The organism is Flavihumibacter fluminis, from assembly GCF_021491375.1.
Taxonomy (GTDB): domain Bacteria; phylum Bacteroidota; class Bacteroidia; order Chitinophagales; family Chitinophagaceae; genus Flavihumibacter; species Flavihumibacter fluminis.
Genome location: NZ_JAKEVY010000002.1, coordinates 253,887 through 272,662 on the forward strand (window position 1 = coordinate 253,887; position 18,776 = coordinate 272,662).

The following is an 18,776-nucleotide window of genomic DNA, read 5'->3' on the forward strand; positions in this document are numbered from 1 at the left end:
TTTTGGGAATATTTTCGACGGTTTCGGGAACCTTGCTCCGAAGCGCAAATTTCCCTGCCAATTGTTTGCGAGTATGCCGAACTGTTTTTAGCATTGTATCACGTTAAATCTTCACACTTGTTACTCCCTACTTCAAACTTACAGGAATATGCAACCACCGATGGCCCTTTGCATCTTTATTCCTACGTGCAGAAGGAGGCAGTGGAGCTCAATCAGGAGCAGCCAACAGAAGCGCTGAAACTCTTGCTGGTTACAGAAGGTGCTGTTCGCTTGCGCACCAGGGAGGTGGATTGGTTACTCCAGCCTGGCAATTGCTGTTTATTTCGATCCCGCTTGTATCAACTCTGTTTGCCGGATCACGCAAAGCTGCAGTTCCTCTTGTACAACATCGAACCGCTGGTGAAACGCATGGATCTGGGTGTGTTTACAGAGGGTCGATTTCATCCCACGGCCAAATTGCAGGCCATTGTTGCAGAGATGCTGAATACCCCAGCACCGAATGCCTTTCCGGATAAATGGCTTTCTGTTCAGTTATCGCATTTGCTGTTGGCTTTGTTGGAACAGATGGAGCAGCCGGTTGCAGTGGAAGAGGATAAACAGTTGCTAAGGCACTATGCCTTACTTGCTGATAATTATATCCGGCAGCATTTGACAGAGGATTTAACCACGCTTCAGATTGCGCGGGTAGTGGGATTAAATGAGTGTACGCTGAAGCAGGTTTTCAGTGAACAGTTTGGAACGGGCATGGCGAAACGACAGAATCAGTTGCGGATTATGCTAGCAAAGGATTTACTCGTGCACACCAATAAGTCCATCCGTGAAATCATACTGGAATGTGGTTACCTGCGGGAAGCCACCTTTCGAGAAAACTTTGATAAACTAACTCAACTCACCCCGGCTCAGTTCCGGAAAATGTATAAAAAATGACTACACTTAACGATCAACTCAAACTCGCAGCTACGCAGGCAGATCTGCATCCTGTGGCTGCGCAACTGCTGCAGGATTTTTTCCTGAAGCTGGCAACGCCCCAGCAAAAAGATGCACTTGATGTATGGCTCAATGAGCGCGAAGCCAACAGCCATTTCTTTGATTTGCTGTTAGAGCTCAATAGAGAGGGGACAGGTGCTTCAACTCTGCAGGTATTGAATCAGTACAAAAGAAAGGAGAAGCGGAAAGTCAATTGGATCAAACGAATCCTGCTGTATCTCTTATACGCATTTCTGATTCTCTCTGCTGTGGATGCGTTTTTGCCTACCGGGCCATTCAAGCAGTGGTGGAGGGGAAAATCTTTTTCAGAAATTACGTGGACCCGACTCACGGTTAGTACACAGGAGCAATCAAAGATCATTTACCTGAGTGATAGTTCCCTGGTGGAATTATTGCCACACTCAACACTTATTTTTCCGGAGGAATTGGATCGCTTTCAGCGCCACGTAATCCTAAAAGGAAGTGCAAGGTTTGAAATTCGTAAACGTCCGGGTGAACCGTTCAAAGTGGAAGGCAGTAAAACATTTGCGACAACCATTGAGGGATCCTTTCTATACAAACAAATAGGAGAAGAGCAGGCAAGTCTGAGTACCAGTCGAGGGTATGTGAATTTCGGTTTCGATGCGCATAATATATGGGGATTGGAATCGGGCCAGCAGGCAACCTGGATGCCCGATATGATTTCCCTTTCAACACCCATTGAAGAATAACCCTAACCCCACTCATTATGAAAGAATTGGTATTTCGTACTGCAGGCAAATGGGAGCTGGTTCTACAGGAGGAGATCCAGTACATCGAATCCTGCAATAAGCTCTCCAAAGTAGTTACGGTGCACCGGGAGTATTTACTAAGCACGCCCTTACAAGTGCTGGCGGATCATTTGCCCCCGGATCTTTTCATCAAAGTGCATCGCAGTTTTATTGTATCCAAATTGCATATCCGCGGTATCAGTAAAGGCAGTGTGCTGGTAGCCGATAAGGAACTGCCCATTTCGCGACTGGGCCGCTCTGAGTTGAAGCAGAAATGCCGGATGTTTGTGTAGCAGGGAATTATTAGTAAATTTGAGTTATGTCTACTTCGGTAATAGATAGGGAAATGCTACTGGAAAGGTTACAAAGAAACAGTGCCCAAATAAAATCCTATGGCGTTGAACGTCTGGGGGTATTTGGTTCTTTCTTGCGCAATACCGTTACCAGGGAGAGTGATGTAGATTTATTGGTTGAATTTGAACGAGGTAAAAAGAGCTTCGATAATTTCATGGACCTTGGTATTTACCTGGAAGAACTATTAAACCGAAAAGTGGAATTGGTAACTCCGCAATCACTTAGCAAACATATCGGTCCCCATATTTTAAAGCAGGTGCAGGATGTTAAACTCTAACCTGGAATTGCTAAGTGTTATGCAGAGCCATCATTCGAAGTTTGGAAATTATTGGGGAGGCGAGTAAAAAATTGGAGGATGATTTCAAATCTGATCATCCGGAAATAGAGTGGAAAAAAATGGCTCGTACAAGGGATGGGGTAATTCATCATTATTTTGGAGTTGATTACGATATAGTTTGGGATATTATTCAATCGAAGCTCCCGGATATGCAGGAACATATTGAATTAATTCTTTCTTCTACTGATTGATTACCCATTAACGGTATTTGCTGTAGTTAGTTACTTACTCAATCGTTTGTGTAAATCATACCGCAATTTTCAGGTGAATTAACAACCTTCTTCGGAGAATAAATTGGAATCGGTTTATCGCTTTAGCAGCTAACTTGTTGTACATGAAAACAAGGTGCTTGTTATACGTTTTGTCAATAGGGTTCTGTTTGTTCTGTCCGACCAGCATGGCCTATTCCGCCGATACAACTATCGTACGTGCCACTGATTTTGGTGTTCGTCCCAATAGTTTTGAAAATGCTAGTGCTGCATTGCAAAAGGCCCTACTTTATTGTAAGGATAAACCTGGTGCCCGCCTTGAATTACCTGCCGGCAGAATTGATCTTTGGCCTGAGTTTGCTTCGAAACGGGAACTTTATATAAGTAATGGGACAGAGAATGATACCTTATCCAAAGTAAAATCGATTGGTTTGCTGCTCGAAGGCTTTCGCCAGTTGCATATTCGGGGAGAACAAACACTGATTGTTTTACATGGAAAGATGCTGTCTTTTGCACTGCTCGATTGCCGGGGTATCACGATCGAGGGTGTACGCTTTGATTATGAACGTCCCACTATGTCAGAGCTCACTATTCAATTCATTACTTCAACTTCCGCCAATTTCCAGGTTCATCCGGATTCCAGGTACCAGGTACTAAACGAGCAATTAATCTGGTACGGAGAAGGATGGAGTGCAAAGAATTTACACACCATTCTGGTTGACCCGCAAACCGGGATGATGCGCTATAGTAATTTTCGTTCCGTTCAGCAGGGTAAGGTTCGGGAACTTGCTCCGAATCAACTGGAAGTGACGGGTGATTTCAGTAAAACAGGTTGGAAAAAAGGAGATCACCTGACCATGCGGGATCCGTATCGCGACAATTCAGGCGCTTTGATTTCACACTCTGTGAATACCAGTCTGAAGGATATCAGCATGCACTACATGCACGGATTAGGAATTGTTTCCCAGTTTTCTGAAAACCTGCGGTTTGAAAGGGTAAAAGTGGCACCGGCTGAAGGTTCTGATCGGATCATTGCATCTTTTGCTGATTGCTTTCATTTCTCCGGATGTAAGGGCAGTATTGTAATCGATCAGTGTTATACATCAGGTGCACATGATGATCCTATCAATGTTCATGGAACGCATCTGAAGGTGAAGGAGAAAATCAATACCCATACGATTAGGGTAGAATTCATGCATCATCAAACCTATGGATTCGAGGCCTTTTTCCAGGGTGATACGGTTGCCTTTGTAAAAAGTGCAACACTCTTGTCTCATGGATTGGGAAAGGTAAAAAGAGCGGTATTGCTGAACAAGCGATTTATGGAACTGGAAATGGAAACTGCCATCCCGGAAGAAGTAAATCAGGATTTTGTCTTAGAGAATATTAGTTGGACGCCTGAAGTAACGATTCAAAACTCTCATTTTGAGCGTACGAATACACGGGGTATACTGGTGACAACCAGGAAAAAAGTTCGTATTGAAAACAATCGATTTGTTCGAACGGGTATGCATGCCATTCTAATTGCCAATGATGCCAGCAGTTGGTATGAATCTGGTCCCGTTGCCGATGTATTGATTCAGAACAACCGGTTTGAAGAATGCGGTTATAATTCAGAGCCGGGAAATGCTGTTATTTCCATCGCTCCTGAGAATCATGAATTGGTGCCGAATCAATATGTACACCGTAACATTCGAATACGGAATAATTATTTCAAGGTTTATGATGAACCGCTCGTACAGGCACGTTCTACTATGGGCCTCGACTTTAGCGCCAATACCATTGAAGCCTCTTCACTCTTGCCAAAAAAAGGGGACAAAGCAGCGCTGCAGCTAACGGCCTGTGCAAATGTGACCGTCCTGAAGAATACCTTCCAGGTACCCTGGGAACCAATACTCCAGTTTGATAAAATGGAGAAAAAGACCATTCGCTCAAAAGGATTGAAGCTGGTTGTCCAGCATCCGTAGGCATTCTTATTTAAGTAGTGAAACTCGATACGTTAAATGATTTTCAAACGACTCGTCATTATAACCTGAGAATGTTCGTATTAGTTGATTGTTTTTAAAAACCAGTTCATACGGGAATCCATATTCATTTTGTATCTTTTCGTTGAAGCTGCTGTCGAAATTATACAGGAATTGAACCTTGTTCTTCAATTTGCTTTCCCTTGCATATTGTTTGAATTGTTCAAAACTGGAAATCCTTCCTTCGCAGATAAATACGGTTTGAAATTTTTGGGAGGGGGTACGCTTGTATAATTCCAGGAACATTTCTTCTTTCTTTTCGCAGGGTGCACAGCCAACAAAAAATAGTTCCATAAATATAATTTCACTGCCGCTGGAACCTATTCCTACTGTATCTCTATTCAGATCTAAAAACCGGGTAGATAATATAGAAGGATCAAGCTTTTTATTATCTACTATTTGATCGGTAAAAATGATGGAAGGAATGAAGTATTTCCAACTTAAAAAGGAATAGATCAGGAAGAATAGAAGCAGACCATAAAATGCACTACTTTTTTTGATCAGCACTAATCCGGATACGATTCCGATTAACAAAAATGTGGTAGAAAACGGAAATCTTAGTGGAACCAAAGCCGGATTGGTAATAACTGTGCTTGCATCTATCAGAAAGGGAACAATTGCAAGTGAAATAGCAATATGGTATTGGTTGATTTCTTTCAACCATTTTGCCAGGAATAAATAAAAAAGAAAATAGGATGCACCGATCAGCATATACTTTACTGCAAACTGCTGAATACCGAGATTGTAAAGAATAGCCGTAAATACAAACCCAAATGCTGCAGCAGCCAGGATCATTGTTGTATATCGCTTCAAGGAGGTTCCCATTGCCTCATAAGATACTGTTTTGGCTTGAAACAAAAAAGGAAGTACCTGATGTACTTCCTTTAGAAACTTGTTTTTCCTTACTGGTAAATTGCCAAAGTCGGATCATCTTTTTCCTTACGCGCTGGCTTGACTGCAATCATCCGCTTCTGCAGTAGATAATCAACCGAATATTTGCCTGCTCCTGCAAAAAACAATACCAGGTAGGTTGTCAGGTACAACAAAGCAGGCTCTTTTGCAGATAAGGGATCCGCTGAATGTATCAGCAGGGCTGCCACCAGCATGGTGCCGATTAATGGAATTACTGCCAATCGGGTGAATAATCCAGCTAAGAGGAAGATGGATCCAAACACTTCAGCCAGTACTGTGAGGACTAATGAAAATTCAGCGCTCATCCCAAATACCGGTGGGAACTGTACAGGGCTTTCTGAGAACAGCATCAACAATTTCGGAATTCCATGTGTCAGCATCAGCGCTGCTATGCCAACCCGTGCGATTAATAATGCGATATCGATCTTTTTCATGTTTACTTGGTTTCAGGTTGAATGAATTCTCCATCCGCTTTGATCCGAACCTCATCACTGATTACGGCTGCAGGGAAACCCGGACCAACATTAAAATCAGAACGTTTGATGGTACCTGTGAGTTGGAATCCGGCTGTTTGCTTTTTGCTCATGGGATTTTCTACAGTGCCTTTATAAAGCAGGTCCATGGTTACTGGTTTGGTCACGCCATGAATGGTTAAATCTCCTGTCAGTTTGAATTTGTTCTTACCTGCTTTTTTGATTCCGGTACTCTTGAAATTCAGTGTGGGGAATTTCTCTGCATCAAAGAAATCGGCACTTTTCAGGTGATTGTTCCTGGCTTCCACCCTTGTGTCAATAGAGGCTGCTTTGGCTGTTAACTCAAAACTTGCGTCACTGAAATCGGGCTTGTTTGCTTTTACAAATACATCGATGTCATTGAAGGTGCCGCTCACATCCACCAGTCCCAGGTGCGTTACGGTAAAACCTAACTGCGAATGCGCGTCATCGTTCGACCAGGTAGTGCTTAGAGTTGTGAAGGCGGTTAATGCTACGAATGCACTCAGAATTACGATTAACTTTTTCATATGTTCTATTTATTGTTTTGAATGATGGATTGAATTGTTTCTGTGCTTGCTTTGACCAGTTTTGAATGGGGTAATAGTTGTTGCAAGGCTTCAACGGGATGATGAATTGTGATCACCAGCTTCTGATTGGCTACTTCCCTGATTTTTTCAGCGATCTCTTTTTCTGAATCGCAGGGTACCGCCAAAACGATTACATCTGCTTCCCAGGAAGCATCTGTTGGGCATTCCAGCACTTCCACTTCTGCGGATTCAGTGCCGGTTGTGATTTCATTAGCTAAGACCTTCACCTTTTCTTTATCACTGGCGAAGAGTAATAGCCTGTTATTTCCCGTAGCCAGCTTTTTGCAAATCGCAGCACCCTTCTTATCGGATGCCCCAATTACTGCTATGGTTTGTTTTGTGCTCATTTTCTTCAGTTGAGAACACAAAGCTACCACGGGAGGAGCCCCTGCTCCATTACGTTGGAGCAAGAAATTCCCTTGCGTTTGGACAAGTAGATTCCTTGATTTTGATCAATGCCTTAGAGCAGGCTGTTTATTTTCTGCCGGTTACACGTCCGCGTACTCTGCTAAGTGTTTCCGGCGTGAGGCCCATATAGGAGGCGATCATGTGTTGCGGTACACGTTGAACGATAGTGGGATAGAGGGTGGTAAGGTTTTTATAACGTTCTTCTATAGGCAGACTGATAATCGACGTAAGTCTTCTTTGCAACGCGATATACGCACCGGTTATTTGCAGGCGGATATAGGTTTCATATTTTGGTACTTGCTGAAGCAGTTCTTCATGTGCTGCTTTACTGATTAATACCAGTTCGGCATCTTCTATCGCATCTATAAGATAGGTGGCGGGTTCGCCCGTGAGAAAACTATACAGATCAGAAATAGTCCATCCTTCCAGGGCAAACTGCGTGATCCGTTCTGTTCCTGCTTCATCTATGACATAGGATTTCAGTGCTCCTTTTTCAACAAAAGCGATGTATTTGCATATATCTCCTTCCTGCAGCAGGTATTGTTTCTTCCGTAATTTCTTTGGGGTGAGAAAGGTTTTAATTGTTTCCTGCTCCTCTGCTGTTAAAGGAACTTTTTCATTGAATTGCTGGAAGAAGAGTTCGTACATGATCAGCAGTTCTTATACTTTTTTATTATCAATAAATACCAGCGCGCCGGATGGGCACCTCTTTACCTGTTCTTCCACCCTTTCCTTATCCGCTCCATCCGGTTCAATCCATTTTTTCTGTGTAGGCTTAAACACCTGGGGCAACTGTTTCCAGCAGCGGGTGGAGTGCTGACACAATTCCGGTTTCCATTCCACAGTTACATCTTCCGTGCTGTAGCGGATGGTTTTGGTCTCGGGTTCCCGGAAGGCAAACATGCGGACTTTTACTTCGCCCTGCAGGAGTTTACTAACCGGACAATTCTTTGCGATCTCCTGCAGGCGCACACGCTGGTCATCCGGTACCCCGGCAGGAAAAATCAGATCACAATCAATATAACTGGTTGTTAGTTCATTTTTGGTTTCCTGGTATAGGTTGGCGTTAATCGTAAGTTCTGGAATATCCCATTGCTTACGATCGATATACATGCGAAGCGTTATCAGCTTGCAGGAAATCAATGAAGATAACAACAAGCTGTAGGGATCCGGGCCCGTATCTTTTCCTCCCAATGATGCCGGCTCATCCGCAATGATTTGTCCGTTCCGCCATTCAATCGTACACTGGTATTTTTCGGTTTCGATAGTGCCCTTTACGGGCTTCTCCATTTTGTATTGCATGGTCACTTATTTCACACATAAAGTAACCCTTTTTATCCATAATTTTATTCTATGGAACAGGTGCTTTTTGATTTTATAGAGCGTTATATGGAACTTTCGCAGGATGAAAAACAGCTTATCCGCGAGCTGAGTATCATTAAATCATTCAAAAAAGGTGCAATTCTCTTAAAAGAAGGCAAGGTTTCCTATGATAGTTATTTTGTTTTGGAAGGCTGCCTCAGAACCTTCTGCCTGAAGAACAACGAAGAGAAAACTACTGAATTTTATACCGAAAGGGAGGTGTTATCCGCTGCTTCTGCTCTTGATGGATCCCCTTCACTGTATTCCATTTCCTGCGTAGAAGATACCGTGGTTTGCATCTCGAATCCAGAACTTGAACAAGCAGCTTTTGACAGATTCCCCCGTTTTGAAATGATGTGCAGGGTACTTTCCGAACAACTAGTTGCTAAAGCAAGAATGGAGTTAGATAAGTTTAAAACCTCCTCTGCGGAAGAGCGCTACCTGGCACTGATAGAATCGCGGCCAGATTTGTTTCAACGGGTCCCTCAACATCAGTTAGCCAGTTATCTCGGCATTACGCCTGAATCGCTGAGCCGATTAAGAGGCAGGCTGGTTAAACGACAACAATCTTACCAATAGTTAAGAAATTGATGCATACTGGCACCTTATAATTGCAGATGCATACAATGAAAGCTGCCATTTGTAAAAGATATGGTGGACCAGAACAGTTGGAGATCACGGAGGTGCCCAAGCTTGTCTGCAAAGACAATGAAATAGTAGTGCGCATTATGGCTGCGTCTGTAAATTCAGGCGATGTAAAACTGCGCAGTTTGGCTGTTAGTGGGTTTCAAAAAATTATCATGAAGATCATCTTTGGTTTTTATAAACCCCGCAGATCTATTCTGGGTACTGTGTTTGCTGGCATAGTGGAAGAAACAGGAAACAAAACTACCCGTTTTAAAAAGGGAGACCAGGTTTTCGGTATGACCGGTTTTCGTTTTGGTACCTATGCCGAATACATTGCCCTAAATGAAACAGGAGTTATTGCCCATATGCCTGTCAATGCAAGTTTTGAAGAAGCTGCTGCCCTTCCTTTCGGATGGCATACTGCGATTTATTTTTTGGAGAAAGCAGGCATCCGGAAATATGAACGTCCCAACATACTTATTTATGGGGCTACTGGATCAGTAGGTAGCGCAGCTATTCAGGTAGCCAGCTTTTATGGTGCAACCGTGACAGCTGTTTGCAGCAGTGCAGGTCAGGAATTAATGGAGCAACTCAACGTAGAAAAGGTAGTTTATTACGACCAACAGGAATTTACGCTGCTGAATGAAAAATTTGATATCATATTGGATGCCGTTGGTTACACTACAAAAAAAAGCTGCCAGCCTCTTTTAAAAAAGGGTGGCAACTTTGTAACTGTCAATGGAATGGATATGGCTACTGAAAAATTAGAGCATTTGCAGCTTATCTGCGATTTGTTTGAGAAAGGGAAATGCAAGGCTGTTATTGATAAAGTATTCCCCTTCAACGAAATCGTTGCCGCCCACCGATATGTTGATGCCGGAAAAAAGAAAGGTAATGTGGTTGTAACGATTGGCGATTTACCCCGATAAATTAATCAGGTGTAGTATTTGTTTCTCAGCCAGAAAGCCACATTCACCAATGCTATCAATGCAGGTACTTCCACCAGTGGGCCAATTACACCTGCAAATGCCTGTCCGCTGTTGATGCCAAATACCCCAATTGCTACTGCAATGGCCAGTTCAAAATTGTTGCCGGCTGCAGTAAATGCGATGGAGGTATTGGTGGAATAATCCGCCCCCATTTTTTTACCCAGGAAAAAACTCACCAGGAACATGATCGCGAAATAGATAACTAGCGGGATGGCTATTCTCACTACATCCATTGGAATCTGCACAATCAGTTCGCCTTTCAGACTAAACATAAGCACAATCGTGAAGAGCAATGCAATTAGGGTGATAGGAGAGATGAAGGGAATGAATGTGTTGGTGTACCATTCATCGCCTTTTACTTTGCGTAGTATCATACGGGTTAATAATCCTGCAGCGAAGGGAATTCCTAAATAGATGGCTACACTTTCAGCTATTTCACCAATGGTGATGTTTACTTCAGAACCGGAAACACCAAAGAGTGGAGGTAATACCGTTACAAACACATACGCATAAACGCTGTACAGTAATACCTGGAAGATACTGTTGAGGGCAACCAGTCCGGCTGCATATTCCCTGCTTCCTTCTGCCAGCTCATTCCATACAATGACCATGGCAATACATCGCGCGAGACCAATGAGTATGAGTCCCACCATGTATTCAGGATAGTCATGCACAAACACAATGGCCAGGATAAACATCAGAACCGGACCAATCACCCAGTTCAGCAGAAGCGACATACCCAATACTTTCGTGTTCCTGAATACTTCTTTCAGTTGCTCATAGCGAACCTTCGCAAAGGGCGGATACATCATCAGTATCAGGCCAATCGCCAATGGAATATTGGTGGTGCCGGAAGAGAAGGAATTGATAAATCCGGGGGATTCAGGCAGAAAGTAGCCAATCGCTACGCCTAATCCCATTGCTAAAAAAATCCAAAGGGTTAGATACCTGTCTAAAAAACTCAAGCGTTTTCTTTTATGTGCAGGTGCACAGTCGTTTGCAGACATACTGTTTACTTTCCGTACTTTATGATAATTGCTAACTGCCCTGCGTGGTAGGCAGTATGGGTTATGATGCGTCCCAGCGCTTCCATTTTTGTCTTGGTACCAAATTCTTTGGTGGTGATGGTCTCCTCCCACGCACTATCCGGCTGGCTGAGCAATACAGCTCTTAGTGCTTCGTATGCTGTTTGCTGATAGGATAGCAATTCCGCCAGGTTGGTCCATTCGCCTGTATCTTTTTGGGCAATCACTGTTTTGGCATGTACCTGCAGTCCTTCTGCTTTAAATACATTTTTGGTGAAGAGGAGTTCTACATCCGCAATATGGCGGATCAGAAACCCTGCTGAATTCGGAGCATCTCCTAATCGTTTAGTCAGATCCGCTTCGGTGATGGAAGAAAGCTGATTGGTGAATCGGGTTCTTCCTTCTGTCCAGAGTTGTACGAGGTTGTTGGCTTCCATACTATATATGATTTAGGGGGTGTTTTCAATCCCTGCCAGATAAATCATAAAGATAGGCCGCGGCTTCTATATCGGCTGTGTTTCCATCCGGGTCAGGAATATAACCTATCTGTTTTCCAATTACAGTCCCCATATAGGCTTTGATTGTATCCGGGAAGGGTTGCTTGCGAGTCCACTGGGTAAAGAAAAACCAGACCCGGTTGCGGCCTTTGAATGAATCTATTTCTCTGAGTATGGAGTCTGCTGTTGCATAACCACGACCTGCTACATAGTTGGTGATTCCTTCCTCCGGTCCATAAAACCGCATGGCATAATTTGATTTGAAATAGACATAAACTATATCATCCGGTTGCAGTTGTTTTTTGAGTTCTCTTAATACCGGCTGGGCCGACTGGCTATTATAGGGTGGGTGTAAGGACGGAACACCAATCAATAGTAGTCCGATTGGCAAGGATACCAGTAGCGTTAAACCAGCTGATATGCCGGGTGATACGATTTTGGGTGCCCATTGTGTGAGTGCAACGATTCCTGCCAGACCTGTTACTAAAAAAGGCCAGGTTGCATAAATGGATACCCTGCCATCAAAAGGTAAAATCCGGAAAATAGCCAATGCCAACGCTACAATAACTGGTGCCAGTAGCATTGTTGTGGCCACACCAAACTGCTTTTGTAGATAAAAAATGCCTGGTACTGATAGTATCAAGAGTGCCCAGGCTATAAAGTTCAATTGCGGAATTTCATCTGTTGCAAACCAGGCTAATGAAAAGCTTAACTCCTTGTGCAGTTTGACTGGTATCCAAAGGAGAAAATCAGGTACACTGGTAAGTGGTGCAAATCCTCTCGACCAGTAATCACTCATGGCCTCTTGTGTGCCAGTACTGATAACAAATTTGGCGTAGTAGCTTAGTAACAAACAGGCAAAAGCCCAACTCGCAGCGATAAACGCAAATTGCCGGATGGGTAAAGCTGTTTTCTTTTTTACCAGTTGGAGCAACACCATGCCCAGTACAAAAGGCGCAAGCACTACCGCCGGCATGGAGCAGAAGATGAGTAGAAATCCGCCGATGCATAGCACCCATAGTTGTGAAGGTTTCAGTTCTCCTTTAATTAATTGAAGACTACTCCAAACCAGGAACAGTGCTGCGGTTACATCTCCGGAATATTGTTTGGATTCACCACCATAGAAAACCATCGCTATACTAAATGCAAATAGGGCAAAAGCCCCCAGCAGGGGTAAGCCTTTGAGGAAGTTTTTACAGATGGATAAAAACAATACCAACGAGAGCAAGGATAACACAAAGGAAAAGAAGCGATAAGCATGATCATTCACACCAAAAAGGAGTGTAGCTGTTTTTTGAAGCCATAAAAAACCCAGTGGGGCCACCTGGTTGAAATCCAGGCTTTCTGTTGCTAATTGGTAAAAACTTCGTTCACTAATGTTAAAAGCGGAGGCCAATTCATCCAGCCACATGGATGACCTGCCAAAATAATGGACGCCACGCAGTAATACAGCTACCAGAAAGACTACCAGCAACCAAAAATGAAGCGTCCTGGGGCTATAGTCTTTTCTCATAGCTGAATTTAAATTAATTCCGGCTTCAAAACTTACCCTATGTTAATTTCCTGGGCTTTTTTCCTGTCTAGCTTCGTTTCATGAAACCTAAGAATCACCTAATCCTACTGGTACTCCTCTTTTGTAGTTTTTTGGATCTCAGGGCACAAATCATTCCTGAGTTCAATGATAAACCGGCTTTCTACGATTCGAAAACCAAAGCCCTGGTGGAACTGGAAAAATCACAGTACAACACCATGGCTAAAGCGAAAAGCCTGTTTAAAGCAGAAGCGGGTTTCTATTTAAATGGAAGCTCCTCTCCGGTCAAAATTGAAAAGCAACAGGAATTGTCCTTTATTGTGAAGGTGCAACCAGGTACCGATCCCACTTCTGTTTTTGATTTGGTTCAGTTTGATGTGAAAAATGACAAACGGGTTTTTATTACTTCCAAAGCAACTGTTGCCGGCAGTTCCAATTCCTTTACTAAAATCGATTACCAGGTTAAAAAAATCAAAGAGGGGGTTTACTACCTCATCGTTACGAACCTCCAGGCAGGAGAATATTTCTTCGGTTCCAACGATTTTATGTTTGCATTCAGTATAAAAGGATCTTAATCAGGTTATGAAAGTGGTTGCGGGTATTTTGATTCCTTCCGTTGCTATTATATTATACCTTCTTGGTAATACCTGGGTCAAGAGTTTCTCTTTTGAATTCGTGGGCAATCCGTTGGTCAATCAGTTGATCAAGTTTCAGGTATACGGACTACTACTGAGTCTTTTAACCCTGGGTCTTACGCTTCTCTTATCCCCCGATAGTAAGCAATTCCTGCGTTTTGGTGACCTCTCCGCAGTTGCAGCGCCGGTTAAAATCCTGGGCATTAAAGCAGGAGATTCCTGGTATAAAACAGGTGGCTCTTTCCTGGTTGTGATTACCCTGGTTACGGCCTTGTTTATGTATGCAGGATTGGGTAAAACGGCCGACTGGAGTCGCATCCGGGAGATGCTGCCGTTTATCCTGCTGTTCTCTGCTACCAATGCTTTCAATGAAGAAATCATTACCAGATTTTCTGTTGTGGGATTACTTGATGGGGTGGTTAGTCCCCTTCAGATTATCTGGACTGCAGCCCTCATTTTTGGGTTGGTGCATTATTTCGGAAATCCTGGCGGTCCGGCTGGTGTCCTCATGGCTGGTTGCCTCGGCTGGATTTTAGCCAAATCCGTTATTGAAACAGGTGGTATTGGCACCGCCTGGATCATCCATTTTGTACAGGATATTGTTATTTACACACTGCTTTTAATTTCAACACAAAAACCATGAGAAACTTTCATTTGTCTTACGTTCTGATTGCCCTTGTAACGCTTTTGAGCTGTAAAGAAGCGCAGGAAGAGAAAACAATAAAGCCGATTGACAACTCGGAAATTGAACAGCTTTTCCTCAAGGATATTGAACTGCGTGAGCTCGATGCCAGAACCGATACCGTAATCCTGGAGAACTATGATAAAGTGCATCGCAACCGGATTTTTGAGTTGCTGGCTACCGGCGAAGTGAAGTCGCCACTTGATAAATTCCGCGCAGCCCTGATCCTGCAACATACTGCCGGTAAACTCTGCGAGGGTGAACTGGGCAGTGTGAGTCCGGAGAATTATTTATTGGCCTACCATCTTTCAAGTGCTGCCCTGAAGGAATTGCAGGCAGTGAATGATACCGCCTCCCTGAATAAGGAAAACTTCCCCCGGATGGTTGCCCTGAACTACGATCGTTTCCTCCTGTATACGGAAGGGTATCAGAAATATGGCACCCAATTCGTGTTTGATGCTGCTACAGGCGCCTCCCTGCTGGCGCCCATCGATACCACCCTGGCTACCGACGAGGAAAGAAAAAAACTGAATGTGGAGCCCCTTCATGAATTGCTTTCCAAATACAAAATGAAACCGATGCCAGCCAACTAAAAAAAATCTTTCTGTTTACCCAACCCTTTTGTTCCTTGCAGAGGTATATGAATAAACAACTAATCAGATCATAAAAAAAGGATATGAAAAATTGTGTTTTATTCGTACTCGTCTCCATGCTTCTTGCCTGCGGAACTCCCAACATGCAGATTGCCATTCCCAACCGGTTCAAAGAGCATGCGATCCAGTATCCCGTGAAAATTGCTGGTACCGGAGAAGGCAGGAAGCCTGTCCAGTTAGGACCCTATTCAACTTCCCGAATCAAACGCGGATTGATCACCACCAGGGGCCGGTATAACAGGAATGAACAATCGCTGTTACAGGAAAATCTCCTGAACCTGTTTCAGATTGAATTGGGCACCCTGCGCTCCGTGCAGCGGGATAAATTTGAGTATAGTTTTACGGATGGGAAGCAGTCTGTTCAGGTACTCGCACAGGAACAGGAAATCTCGGAAGGTGCCAGGTTTAAATCTAATACCCGTTGGGTGAGTGAGGTGTACCGGGAGCAGGCTTTTCAATATGCTTTCTCTGCCAGGTTTATTCCGCAGAACACAGCAGAGCGCGATGAATGGAACCTGGTGATGTACAGCAACCACGACTGGTCAGTTAAACAACCTTTCCAGGCTGCCGATTTTAATGAGGGTGGTTTGCTGGTTGCCGCCGGTGATACACTTACCATTACAACTGTACGTGTGCAACGTGTGATTGATAAACATGGGCAGGAACATGCCATGCCTTTTGCCATCCCTTTCGCTTATGAATTCAGAATCGGCGATGAAGTTTGCGCCATCATTGATACCTGGGGCAAAAACTTATGGCTCTATAAGGAGTTGGATGAATCCACCCGGTCCGCCATTGCTGCAGCAACCACCGCCATCCTCTCCAGGAGAATTCAGAACAGGGTAGGAGCAGGTTAACCCTTCTCACGTCTCACATCTGACGTCTCACTTCTTCCCCATATCAGCCGCCAAATGAATAGCTTCCCGTATTCTCAGATAGGTTCCGCAGCGACAGATATTTCCAGCCATCGCAGCATCTATGTCTTTATCTGTTGGATTGCTGTTTTTTCTTAGCAAGGCTGCAGCAGACATGATCTGACCGGTTTGGCAATAACCACATTGCGCTACATCCAATTCCAGCCAGGCCTTTTGCAGCGGATGTTCATTTGTTTCCGATAATCCTTCTATGGTTACTACTTTTTTGCCAGCCGCCTGGCTCACTCTTGTTACACAGGAGCGTACCGCTTCACCATTCAGATGCACAGTGCAGGCCCCGCATTGCGCCATGCCACAACCATATTTGGTTCCAACCAGATCCAGGTGGTCTCTGAGTACCCACAACAATGGTGTAGCAGGATCTACATCCAGGTTGTAAGTTTTGTTATTGATAGTTAAGGAGATCATTGTCGTGATAATTTTGTTGTTAGAAAGCTCTTTTCGCGCTGTTTAATTGAGGACCATAAGGCTGATCATAATAACGTTTCCCGGTTGCTCTATACAGCGCATTGGCAACCGCCCCAAATACAGGAGGGAAAGGTGGTTCACCTAATCCGGTTGGATCAATATCATTTTGCACAAAATGCACATCGATCTGCCTGGGCGTTTCATTCATCCGGATCATTTTATACCGATGGAAATTATTCTGTTCAGCAGCTCCTTCCTTATGTGTGAGCGCACCATAGAGTGCATTCCCAATTCCATCAATTACTGCTCCCTCTACCATATTGCTTGCTGCATCGGGATTCACAACAATACCACAATCCACAGCACTGAAGACCCTTTCTACTGTTGGTTTGCCTTCTTTGTTAATGAAATCAATGACATGGGCTGCGTAAGAATTGTGACAGAAATAAGCTGCCACACCGCGACTGTATTTTTTATTTTCTTCCTTGTTCCAGCCGGATTTTTCTTTCACCAGTTGTAATACGCCGGCATAACGGTCAGCATCATACTCATTGTTTTTACCAACCGGATTTTCTTTTGCACGCTTTAATAATTCCAGTCTGAAATCAATAGGATCCTTGCCCATTGCTTCCGCCAGTTCATCCAAAAAAGATTGCTCCGCGGCTGCATTGAAATTGGACCGGGGAGCTCTGAATGCTCCGATGGTAATATTGGATGGTATCTCCCAGGCTTCCGCCAGGTAGTTGTCTACTGCCCCGGCTGGGAATCTATTAGCGTGAATCGCATGTTCGGGTATACCACCCCCTTTTACATGAAAACCAATCAGGTTTTTATTGGCATCCAATGCAGCCCGGTAAGTAGCTGTGTACATGGGACGATAAATACCATAGGTCATATCATCTTCCCTGGTATAAATCAGTTTTACCGGAGCCTTTACTTTTTTTGATATAAGGGCTGCCTCTGCCAGGTAATGCCCATAAGCGCGGCGACCAAATCCTCCGCCCATCCGGGTCATTTGTATTTCGATTTTATCCGCCGGGAGACCTAATACTTTTGAAAGCAGGGGTTCTGTCCAGGCAGGTGCCTGCAGTGGCCCTACCAGCAAGGCTTTATCAGCTTCAACATGCGCGAAAAAATTCATCGGCTCCATACAGTTGTGAGCCAAAAAGGGTGCATTGTAGGTACGCTCGATAATTTGTGCGGCATTTTTAAACGCTGCTTCCGGATCGCCATCTTTTCGAAGTTGCTGGGCTGGCCGATTTGCATACTCCTGCATTAATTTCCGCTGTTCACTGGTGGTTTCCAATTTACCAGGAACGACTACTTCTTTTTTACCGGTTCTGCCATTGATGATATCTTTTGTTTCACCTGCCGGCTCCCAGTTTACTTTTAGTTTTTTCCGGGCATTCATCACTTCCCAGGTAGTCTTTCCAACAACCACTAACAACTCATTAAAAGTTCGCGTATCAAAACCTCCCTGCTCCATGCCGGCCTCATAAAGAGTTTGTCTGAATACATCGGTAATGCCAGGCATTTTCAGCGCTTCGGTTGCATCGAATGATTTTAACTTCATGCCAAATGCCGGCGGATGTTCAATCATCGCGATCAACATTCCCTCCTGTTTATAATCGATTCCAAAAAGTGGTTTGCCGGATACAATTTTTTGTCCTTCCACATTCTTTTGTGAATTGCGGACCAGCTTAAAGTTCTTAGCTTCTTTAAGCTTCATTCCTTTGGGAATGGCTATGGCGGCTGCTTTGGAAGCAAATTCCCCATAGGTGCCGGATTTGCCGGATTTTTCATGATAGATCATCCCTGCTTTCGCTGTCAGTTCTTCCACTGGCAGATTCCAGGTTTGAGCAGCACCTAAGAGCAGCATCTGACGCGCGGCAGCTCCTGCTTCCCGAAGAGGTTTCCAGTACATGCGTACAGAATTGCTGCCTCCGGTAAACTGGGGTCCTAGTTTTACATTATCATGCGGCCCCATCTCCACTATAATTTTTGTCCAGTCCACTTCCAGTTCCTCCGCCACGATCATGGGAAGTGATGTCATTACATTTTGCCCAAACTCGGGGTTGGGATTCAATATTTTGATTTTATTATCCGGCGTGATTTTAATGTAACCGGTTATTTCATACCATTGGTCTTCGGCTTCCAGGTCTGCGGGCAGCTCTCCTTTTTTGAAAGCTGACAGGAAGGTGAAGCTGAGTAAGAGTCCGCCTCCGGCAAGTGCGGACGACTTCAGAAAAGTTCGCCGGTTAACGGAGTTGTTGGGTTGGCTCATGGTCATTTATTTTGCTGTAAGTTACCTGAAATAGATTTTTAAAGATCCTATTGTTTAGGATTGCCGGAAGTATACAAATTCCTGATT

Annotated in this window: 23 protein-coding genes; 12 read left to right on the top strand and 11 right to left on the bottom strand. The window is 44.1% G+C overall.

Features of this window, described 5'->3' with window-relative positions; genetic code table 11:
* The first annotated feature begins 117 nt into the window (after positions 1 to 117).
* The 6 genes from L0U88_RS07305 to L0U88_RS07330 all read left to right on the top strand — a co-directional run bounded on the left by L0U88_RS07305 (position 118) and on the right by L0U88_RS07330 (position 4,603).
* Entirely contained in the window at positions 118 to 927 is an 810-nt protein-coding gene (locus L0U88_RS07305) for an AraC family transcriptional regulator (RefSeq protein ID WP_234865099.1), read from the top strand.
* Positions 924 to 1,697: a FecR domain-containing protein gene (locus L0U88_RS07310; protein ID WP_234865101.1), complete on the top strand. Its 774-nt coding sequence runs from the start codon at positions 924 to 926 to the stop codon at positions 1,695 to 1,697. Before L0U88_RS07305 ends, L0U88_RS07310 begins: the two co-directional genes overlap by 4 nt.
* 17 nt (positions 1,698 to 1,714) lie before the next feature.
* Positions 1,715 to 2,029, top strand: coding sequence for a LytR/AlgR family response regulator transcription factor (locus tag L0U88_RS07315; protein WP_234865103.1), 315 nt, complete (start codon positions 1,715 to 1,717; stop codon positions 2,027 to 2,029).
* A 26-nt stretch (positions 2,030 to 2,055) separates the two neighbouring features.
* Positions 2,056 to 2,367 (top strand): nucleotidyltransferase family protein, encoded by a 312-nt coding sequence (locus L0U88_RS07320; RefSeq protein ID WP_234865105.1) that lies wholly within the window; start codon positions 2,056 to 2,058, stop codon positions 2,365 to 2,367.
* A gap of 14 nt (positions 2,368 to 2,381) precedes the next feature.
* Positions 2,382 to 2,618, top strand: coding sequence for a HepT-like ribonuclease domain-containing protein (locus tag L0U88_RS07325; RefSeq protein ID WP_234865107.1), 237 nt, complete (start codon positions 2,382 to 2,384; stop codon positions 2,616 to 2,618).
* 143 nt (positions 2,619 to 2,761) lie between these two features.
* Positions 2,762 to 4,603, top strand: a complete 1,842-nt coding sequence (locus L0U88_RS07330) for an alpha-1,3-galactosidase-related protein (protein ID WP_234865109.1) — start codon at positions 2,762 to 2,764, stop codon at positions 4,601 to 4,603.
* A gap of 6 nt (positions 4,604 to 4,609) precedes the next feature.
* Here L0U88_RS07330 and L0U88_RS07335 read toward each other — a convergent pair whose 3' ends face one another.
* The 6 genes from L0U88_RS07335 to L0U88_RS07360 all read right to left on the bottom strand — a co-directional run bounded on the left by L0U88_RS07335 (position 4,610) and on the right by L0U88_RS07360 (position 8,363).
* Positions 4,610 to 5,485 carry a hypothetical protein gene (locus L0U88_RS07335; protein ID WP_234865111.1) on the bottom strand — a complete coding sequence of 292 codons (876 nt, stop codon included), beginning with the start codon at positions 5,483 to 5,485 and terminating at the stop codon, positions 4,610 to 4,612.
* Positions 5,486 to 5,562: 77 nt separating this feature from the next.
* Positions 5,563 to 6,006 carry a DoxX family protein gene (locus L0U88_RS07340; RefSeq protein ID WP_234865113.1) on the bottom strand — a complete coding sequence of 148 codons (444 nt, stop codon included), beginning with the start codon at positions 6,004 to 6,006 and terminating at the stop codon, positions 5,563 to 5,565.
* Positions 6,007 to 6,008: 2 nt separating this feature from the next.
* Entirely contained in the window at positions 6,009 to 6,593 is a 585-nt protein-coding gene (locus tag L0U88_RS07345; protein ID WP_234865115.1) for a YceI family protein, read from the bottom strand.
* A 5-nt stretch (positions 6,594 to 6,598) separates the two neighbouring features.
* Positions 6,599 to 7,000: an NAD(P)-binding domain-containing protein gene (locus L0U88_RS07350; protein ID WP_234865116.1), complete on the bottom strand. Its 402-nt coding sequence runs from the start codon at positions 6,998 to 7,000 to the stop codon at positions 6,599 to 6,601.
* 127 nt (positions 7,001 to 7,127) lie between these two features.
* Entirely contained in the window at positions 7,128 to 7,709 is a 582-nt protein-coding gene (locus tag L0U88_RS07355) for a Crp/Fnr family transcriptional regulator (protein WP_234865117.1), read from the bottom strand.
* A gap of 12 nt (positions 7,710 to 7,721) precedes the next feature.
* Positions 7,722 to 8,363, bottom strand: coding sequence for a (4Fe-4S)-binding protein (locus L0U88_RS07360; RefSeq protein ID WP_234865118.1), 642 nt, complete (start codon positions 8,361 to 8,363; stop codon positions 7,722 to 7,724).
* Between the two features lie 51 nt (positions 8,364 to 8,414).
* Between L0U88_RS07360 and L0U88_RS07365 the strand changes: the two genes are divergently transcribed.
* Positions 8,415 to 9,002, top strand: coding sequence for a Crp/Fnr family transcriptional regulator (locus tag L0U88_RS07365; RefSeq protein ID WP_234865120.1), 588 nt, complete (start codon positions 8,415 to 8,417; stop codon positions 9,000 to 9,002).
* 47 nt (positions 9,003 to 9,049) lie between these two features.
* On the top strand, positions 9,050 to 9,979 hold the full coding sequence (locus L0U88_RS07370; RefSeq protein ID WP_234865122.1) for an NAD(P)-dependent alcohol dehydrogenase: 930 nt from the start codon (positions 9,050 to 9,052) through the stop codon (positions 9,977 to 9,979).
* A 5-nt stretch (positions 9,980 to 9,984) separates the two neighbouring features.
* On the opposite strand, the gene arsB is transcribed toward L0U88_RS07370, so the two are convergent.
* Genes arsB through L0U88_RS07385 form a run of 3 tightly spaced genes read right to left on the bottom strand, consistent with a single transcriptional unit; the run spans position 9,985 to position 13,074 of the window.
* Positions 9,985 to 11,046 (bottom strand): ACR3 family arsenite efflux transporter, encoded by a 1,062-nt coding sequence (arsB, locus tag L0U88_RS07375; RefSeq protein ID WP_234865124.1) that lies wholly within the window; start codon positions 11,044 to 11,046, stop codon positions 9,985 to 9,987.
* Between the two features lie 5 nt (positions 11,047 to 11,051).
* A complete protein-coding gene (locus tag L0U88_RS07380) occupies positions 11,052 to 11,501 on the bottom strand; it encodes a DinB family protein (RefSeq protein WP_234865126.1) in 450 nt (149 codons plus the stop codon).
* 25 nt (positions 11,502 to 11,526) lie between these two features.
* Positions 11,527 to 13,074 (bottom strand): glycosyltransferase family protein, encoded by a 1,548-nt coding sequence (locus L0U88_RS07385; protein WP_234865129.1) that lies wholly within the window; start codon positions 13,072 to 13,074, stop codon positions 11,527 to 11,529.
* A gap of 80 nt (positions 13,075 to 13,154) precedes the next feature.
* Here L0U88_RS07385 and L0U88_RS07390 point away from each other — a divergent pair, with 80 nt between their 5' ends.
* From L0U88_RS07390 to L0U88_RS07405, 4 genes are all read left to right on the top strand, one after another.
* The gene (locus tag L0U88_RS07390) at positions 13,155 to 13,667 is read left to right on the top strand and encodes a hypothetical protein (RefSeq protein ID WP_234865131.1); all 513 of its coding nucleotides are present in this window, start codon (positions 13,155 to 13,157) and stop codon (positions 13,665 to 13,667) included.
* A gap of 7 nt (positions 13,668 to 13,674) precedes the next feature.
* The gene (locus L0U88_RS07395) at positions 13,675 to 14,370 is read left to right on the top strand and encodes a CPBP family intramembrane glutamic endopeptidase (protein ID WP_234865133.1); all 696 of its coding nucleotides are present in this window, start codon (positions 13,675 to 13,677) and stop codon (positions 14,368 to 14,370) included.
* On the top strand, positions 14,367 to 15,002 hold the full coding sequence (locus tag L0U88_RS07400; protein WP_234865135.1) for a hypothetical protein: 636 nt from the start codon (positions 14,367 to 14,369) through the stop codon (positions 15,000 to 15,002). Before L0U88_RS07395 ends, L0U88_RS07400 begins: the two co-directional genes overlap by 4 nt.
* An 83-nt stretch (positions 15,003 to 15,085) precedes the next feature.
* Positions 15,086 to 15,919, top strand: coding sequence for a hypothetical protein (locus tag L0U88_RS07405; protein WP_234865137.1), 834 nt, complete (start codon positions 15,086 to 15,088; stop codon positions 15,917 to 15,919).
* A gap of 27 nt (positions 15,920 to 15,946) precedes the next feature.
* On the opposite strand, the gene L0U88_RS07410 is transcribed toward L0U88_RS07405, so the two are convergent.
* Positions 15,947 to 16,405: a (2Fe-2S)-binding protein gene (locus L0U88_RS07410; protein WP_234865139.1), complete on the bottom strand. Its 459-nt coding sequence runs from the start codon at positions 16,403 to 16,405 to the stop codon at positions 15,947 to 15,949.
* Between the two features lie 19 nt (positions 16,406 to 16,424).
* The gene (locus L0U88_RS07415; protein WP_234865141.1) at positions 16,425 to 18,689 is read right to left on the bottom strand and encodes a xanthine dehydrogenase family protein molybdopterin-binding subunit; all 2,265 of its coding nucleotides are present in this window, start codon (positions 18,687 to 18,689) and stop codon (positions 16,425 to 16,427) included.
* Positions 18,690 to 18,776 lie beyond the last annotated feature (87 nt).

What these genes read in the sequence shown, in the direction of transcription:
- L0U88_RS07310 (WP_234865101.1), top strand. Translation starts at nt 924, where the DNA reads ATGACTACACTTAACGATCAACTCAAACTCGCAGCTACGCAGGCAGAT.
- L0U88_RS07315 (WP_234865103.1), top strand. Translation starts at nt 1,715, where the DNA reads ATGAAAGAATTGGTATTTCGTACTGCAGGCAAATGGGAGCTGGTTCTA.
- L0U88_RS07320 (WP_234865105.1), top strand. Translation starts at nt 2,056, where the DNA reads ATGTCTACTTCGGTAATAGATAGGGAAATGCTACTGGAAAGGTTACAA.
- L0U88_RS07330 (WP_234865109.1), top strand. Translation starts at nt 2,762, where the DNA reads ATGAAAACAAGGTGCTTGTTATACGTTTTGTCAATAGGGTTCTGTTTG.
- L0U88_RS07335 (WP_234865111.1), bottom strand. Translation starts at nt 5,485, where the DNA reads ATGGGAACCTCCTTGAAGCGATATACAACAATGATCCTGGCTGCTGCA.
- L0U88_RS07340 (WP_234865113.1), bottom strand. Translation starts at nt 6,006, where the DNA reads ATGAAAAAGATCGATATCGCATTATTAATCGCACGGGTTGGCATAGCA.
- L0U88_RS07345 (WP_234865115.1), bottom strand. Translation starts at nt 6,593, where the DNA reads ATGAAAAAGTTAATCGTAATTCTGAGTGCATTCGTAGCATTAACCGCC.
- L0U88_RS07350 (WP_234865116.1), bottom strand. Translation starts at nt 7,000, where the DNA reads ATGAGCACAAAACAAACCATAGCAGTAATTGGGGCATCCGATAAGAAG.
- L0U88_RS07355 (WP_234865117.1), bottom strand. Translation starts at nt 7,709, where the DNA reads ATGTACGAACTCTTCTTCCAGCAATTCAATGAAAAAGTTCCTTTAACA.
- L0U88_RS07360 (WP_234865118.1), bottom strand. Translation starts at nt 8,363, where the DNA reads ATGCAATACAAAATGGAGAAGCCCGTAAAGGGCACTATCGAAACCGAA.
- L0U88_RS07365 (WP_234865120.1), top strand. Translation starts at nt 8,415, where the DNA reads ATGGAACAGGTGCTTTTTGATTTTATAGAGCGTTATATGGAACTTTCG.
- L0U88_RS07370 (WP_234865122.1), top strand. Translation starts at nt 9,050, where the DNA reads ATGAAAGCTGCCATTTGTAAAAGATATGGTGGACCAGAACAGTTGGAG.
- arsB (WP_234865124.1), bottom strand. Translation starts at nt 11,046, where the DNA reads ATGTCTGCAAACGACTGTGCACCTGCACATAAAAGAAAACGCTTGAGT.
- L0U88_RS07380 (WP_234865126.1), bottom strand. Translation starts at nt 11,501, where the DNA reads ATGGAAGCCAACAACCTCGTACAACTCTGGACAGAAGGAAGAACCCGA.
- L0U88_RS07385 (WP_234865129.1), bottom strand. Translation starts at nt 13,074, where the DNA reads ATGAGAAAAGACTATAGCCCCAGGACGCTTCATTTTTGGTTGCTGGTA.
- L0U88_RS07390 (WP_234865131.1), top strand. Translation starts at nt 13,155, where the DNA reads ATGAAACCTAAGAATCACCTAATCCTACTGGTACTCCTCTTTTGTAGT.
- L0U88_RS07395 (WP_234865133.1), top strand. Translation starts at nt 13,675, where the DNA reads ATGAAAGTGGTTGCGGGTATTTTGATTCCTTCCGTTGCTATTATATTA.
- L0U88_RS07400 (WP_234865135.1), top strand. Translation starts at nt 14,367, where the DNA reads ATGAGAAACTTTCATTTGTCTTACGTTCTGATTGCCCTTGTAACGCTT.
- L0U88_RS07405 (WP_234865137.1), top strand. Translation starts at nt 15,086, where the DNA reads ATGAAAAATTGTGTTTTATTCGTACTCGTCTCCATGCTTCTTGCCTGC.
- L0U88_RS07410 (WP_234865139.1), bottom strand. Translation starts at nt 16,405, where the DNA reads ATGATCTCCTTAACTATCAATAACAAAACTTACAACCTGGATGTAGAT.
- L0U88_RS07415 (WP_234865141.1), bottom strand. Translation starts at nt 18,689, where the DNA reads ATGAGCCAACCCAACAACTCCGTTAACCGGCGAACTTTTCTGAAGTCG.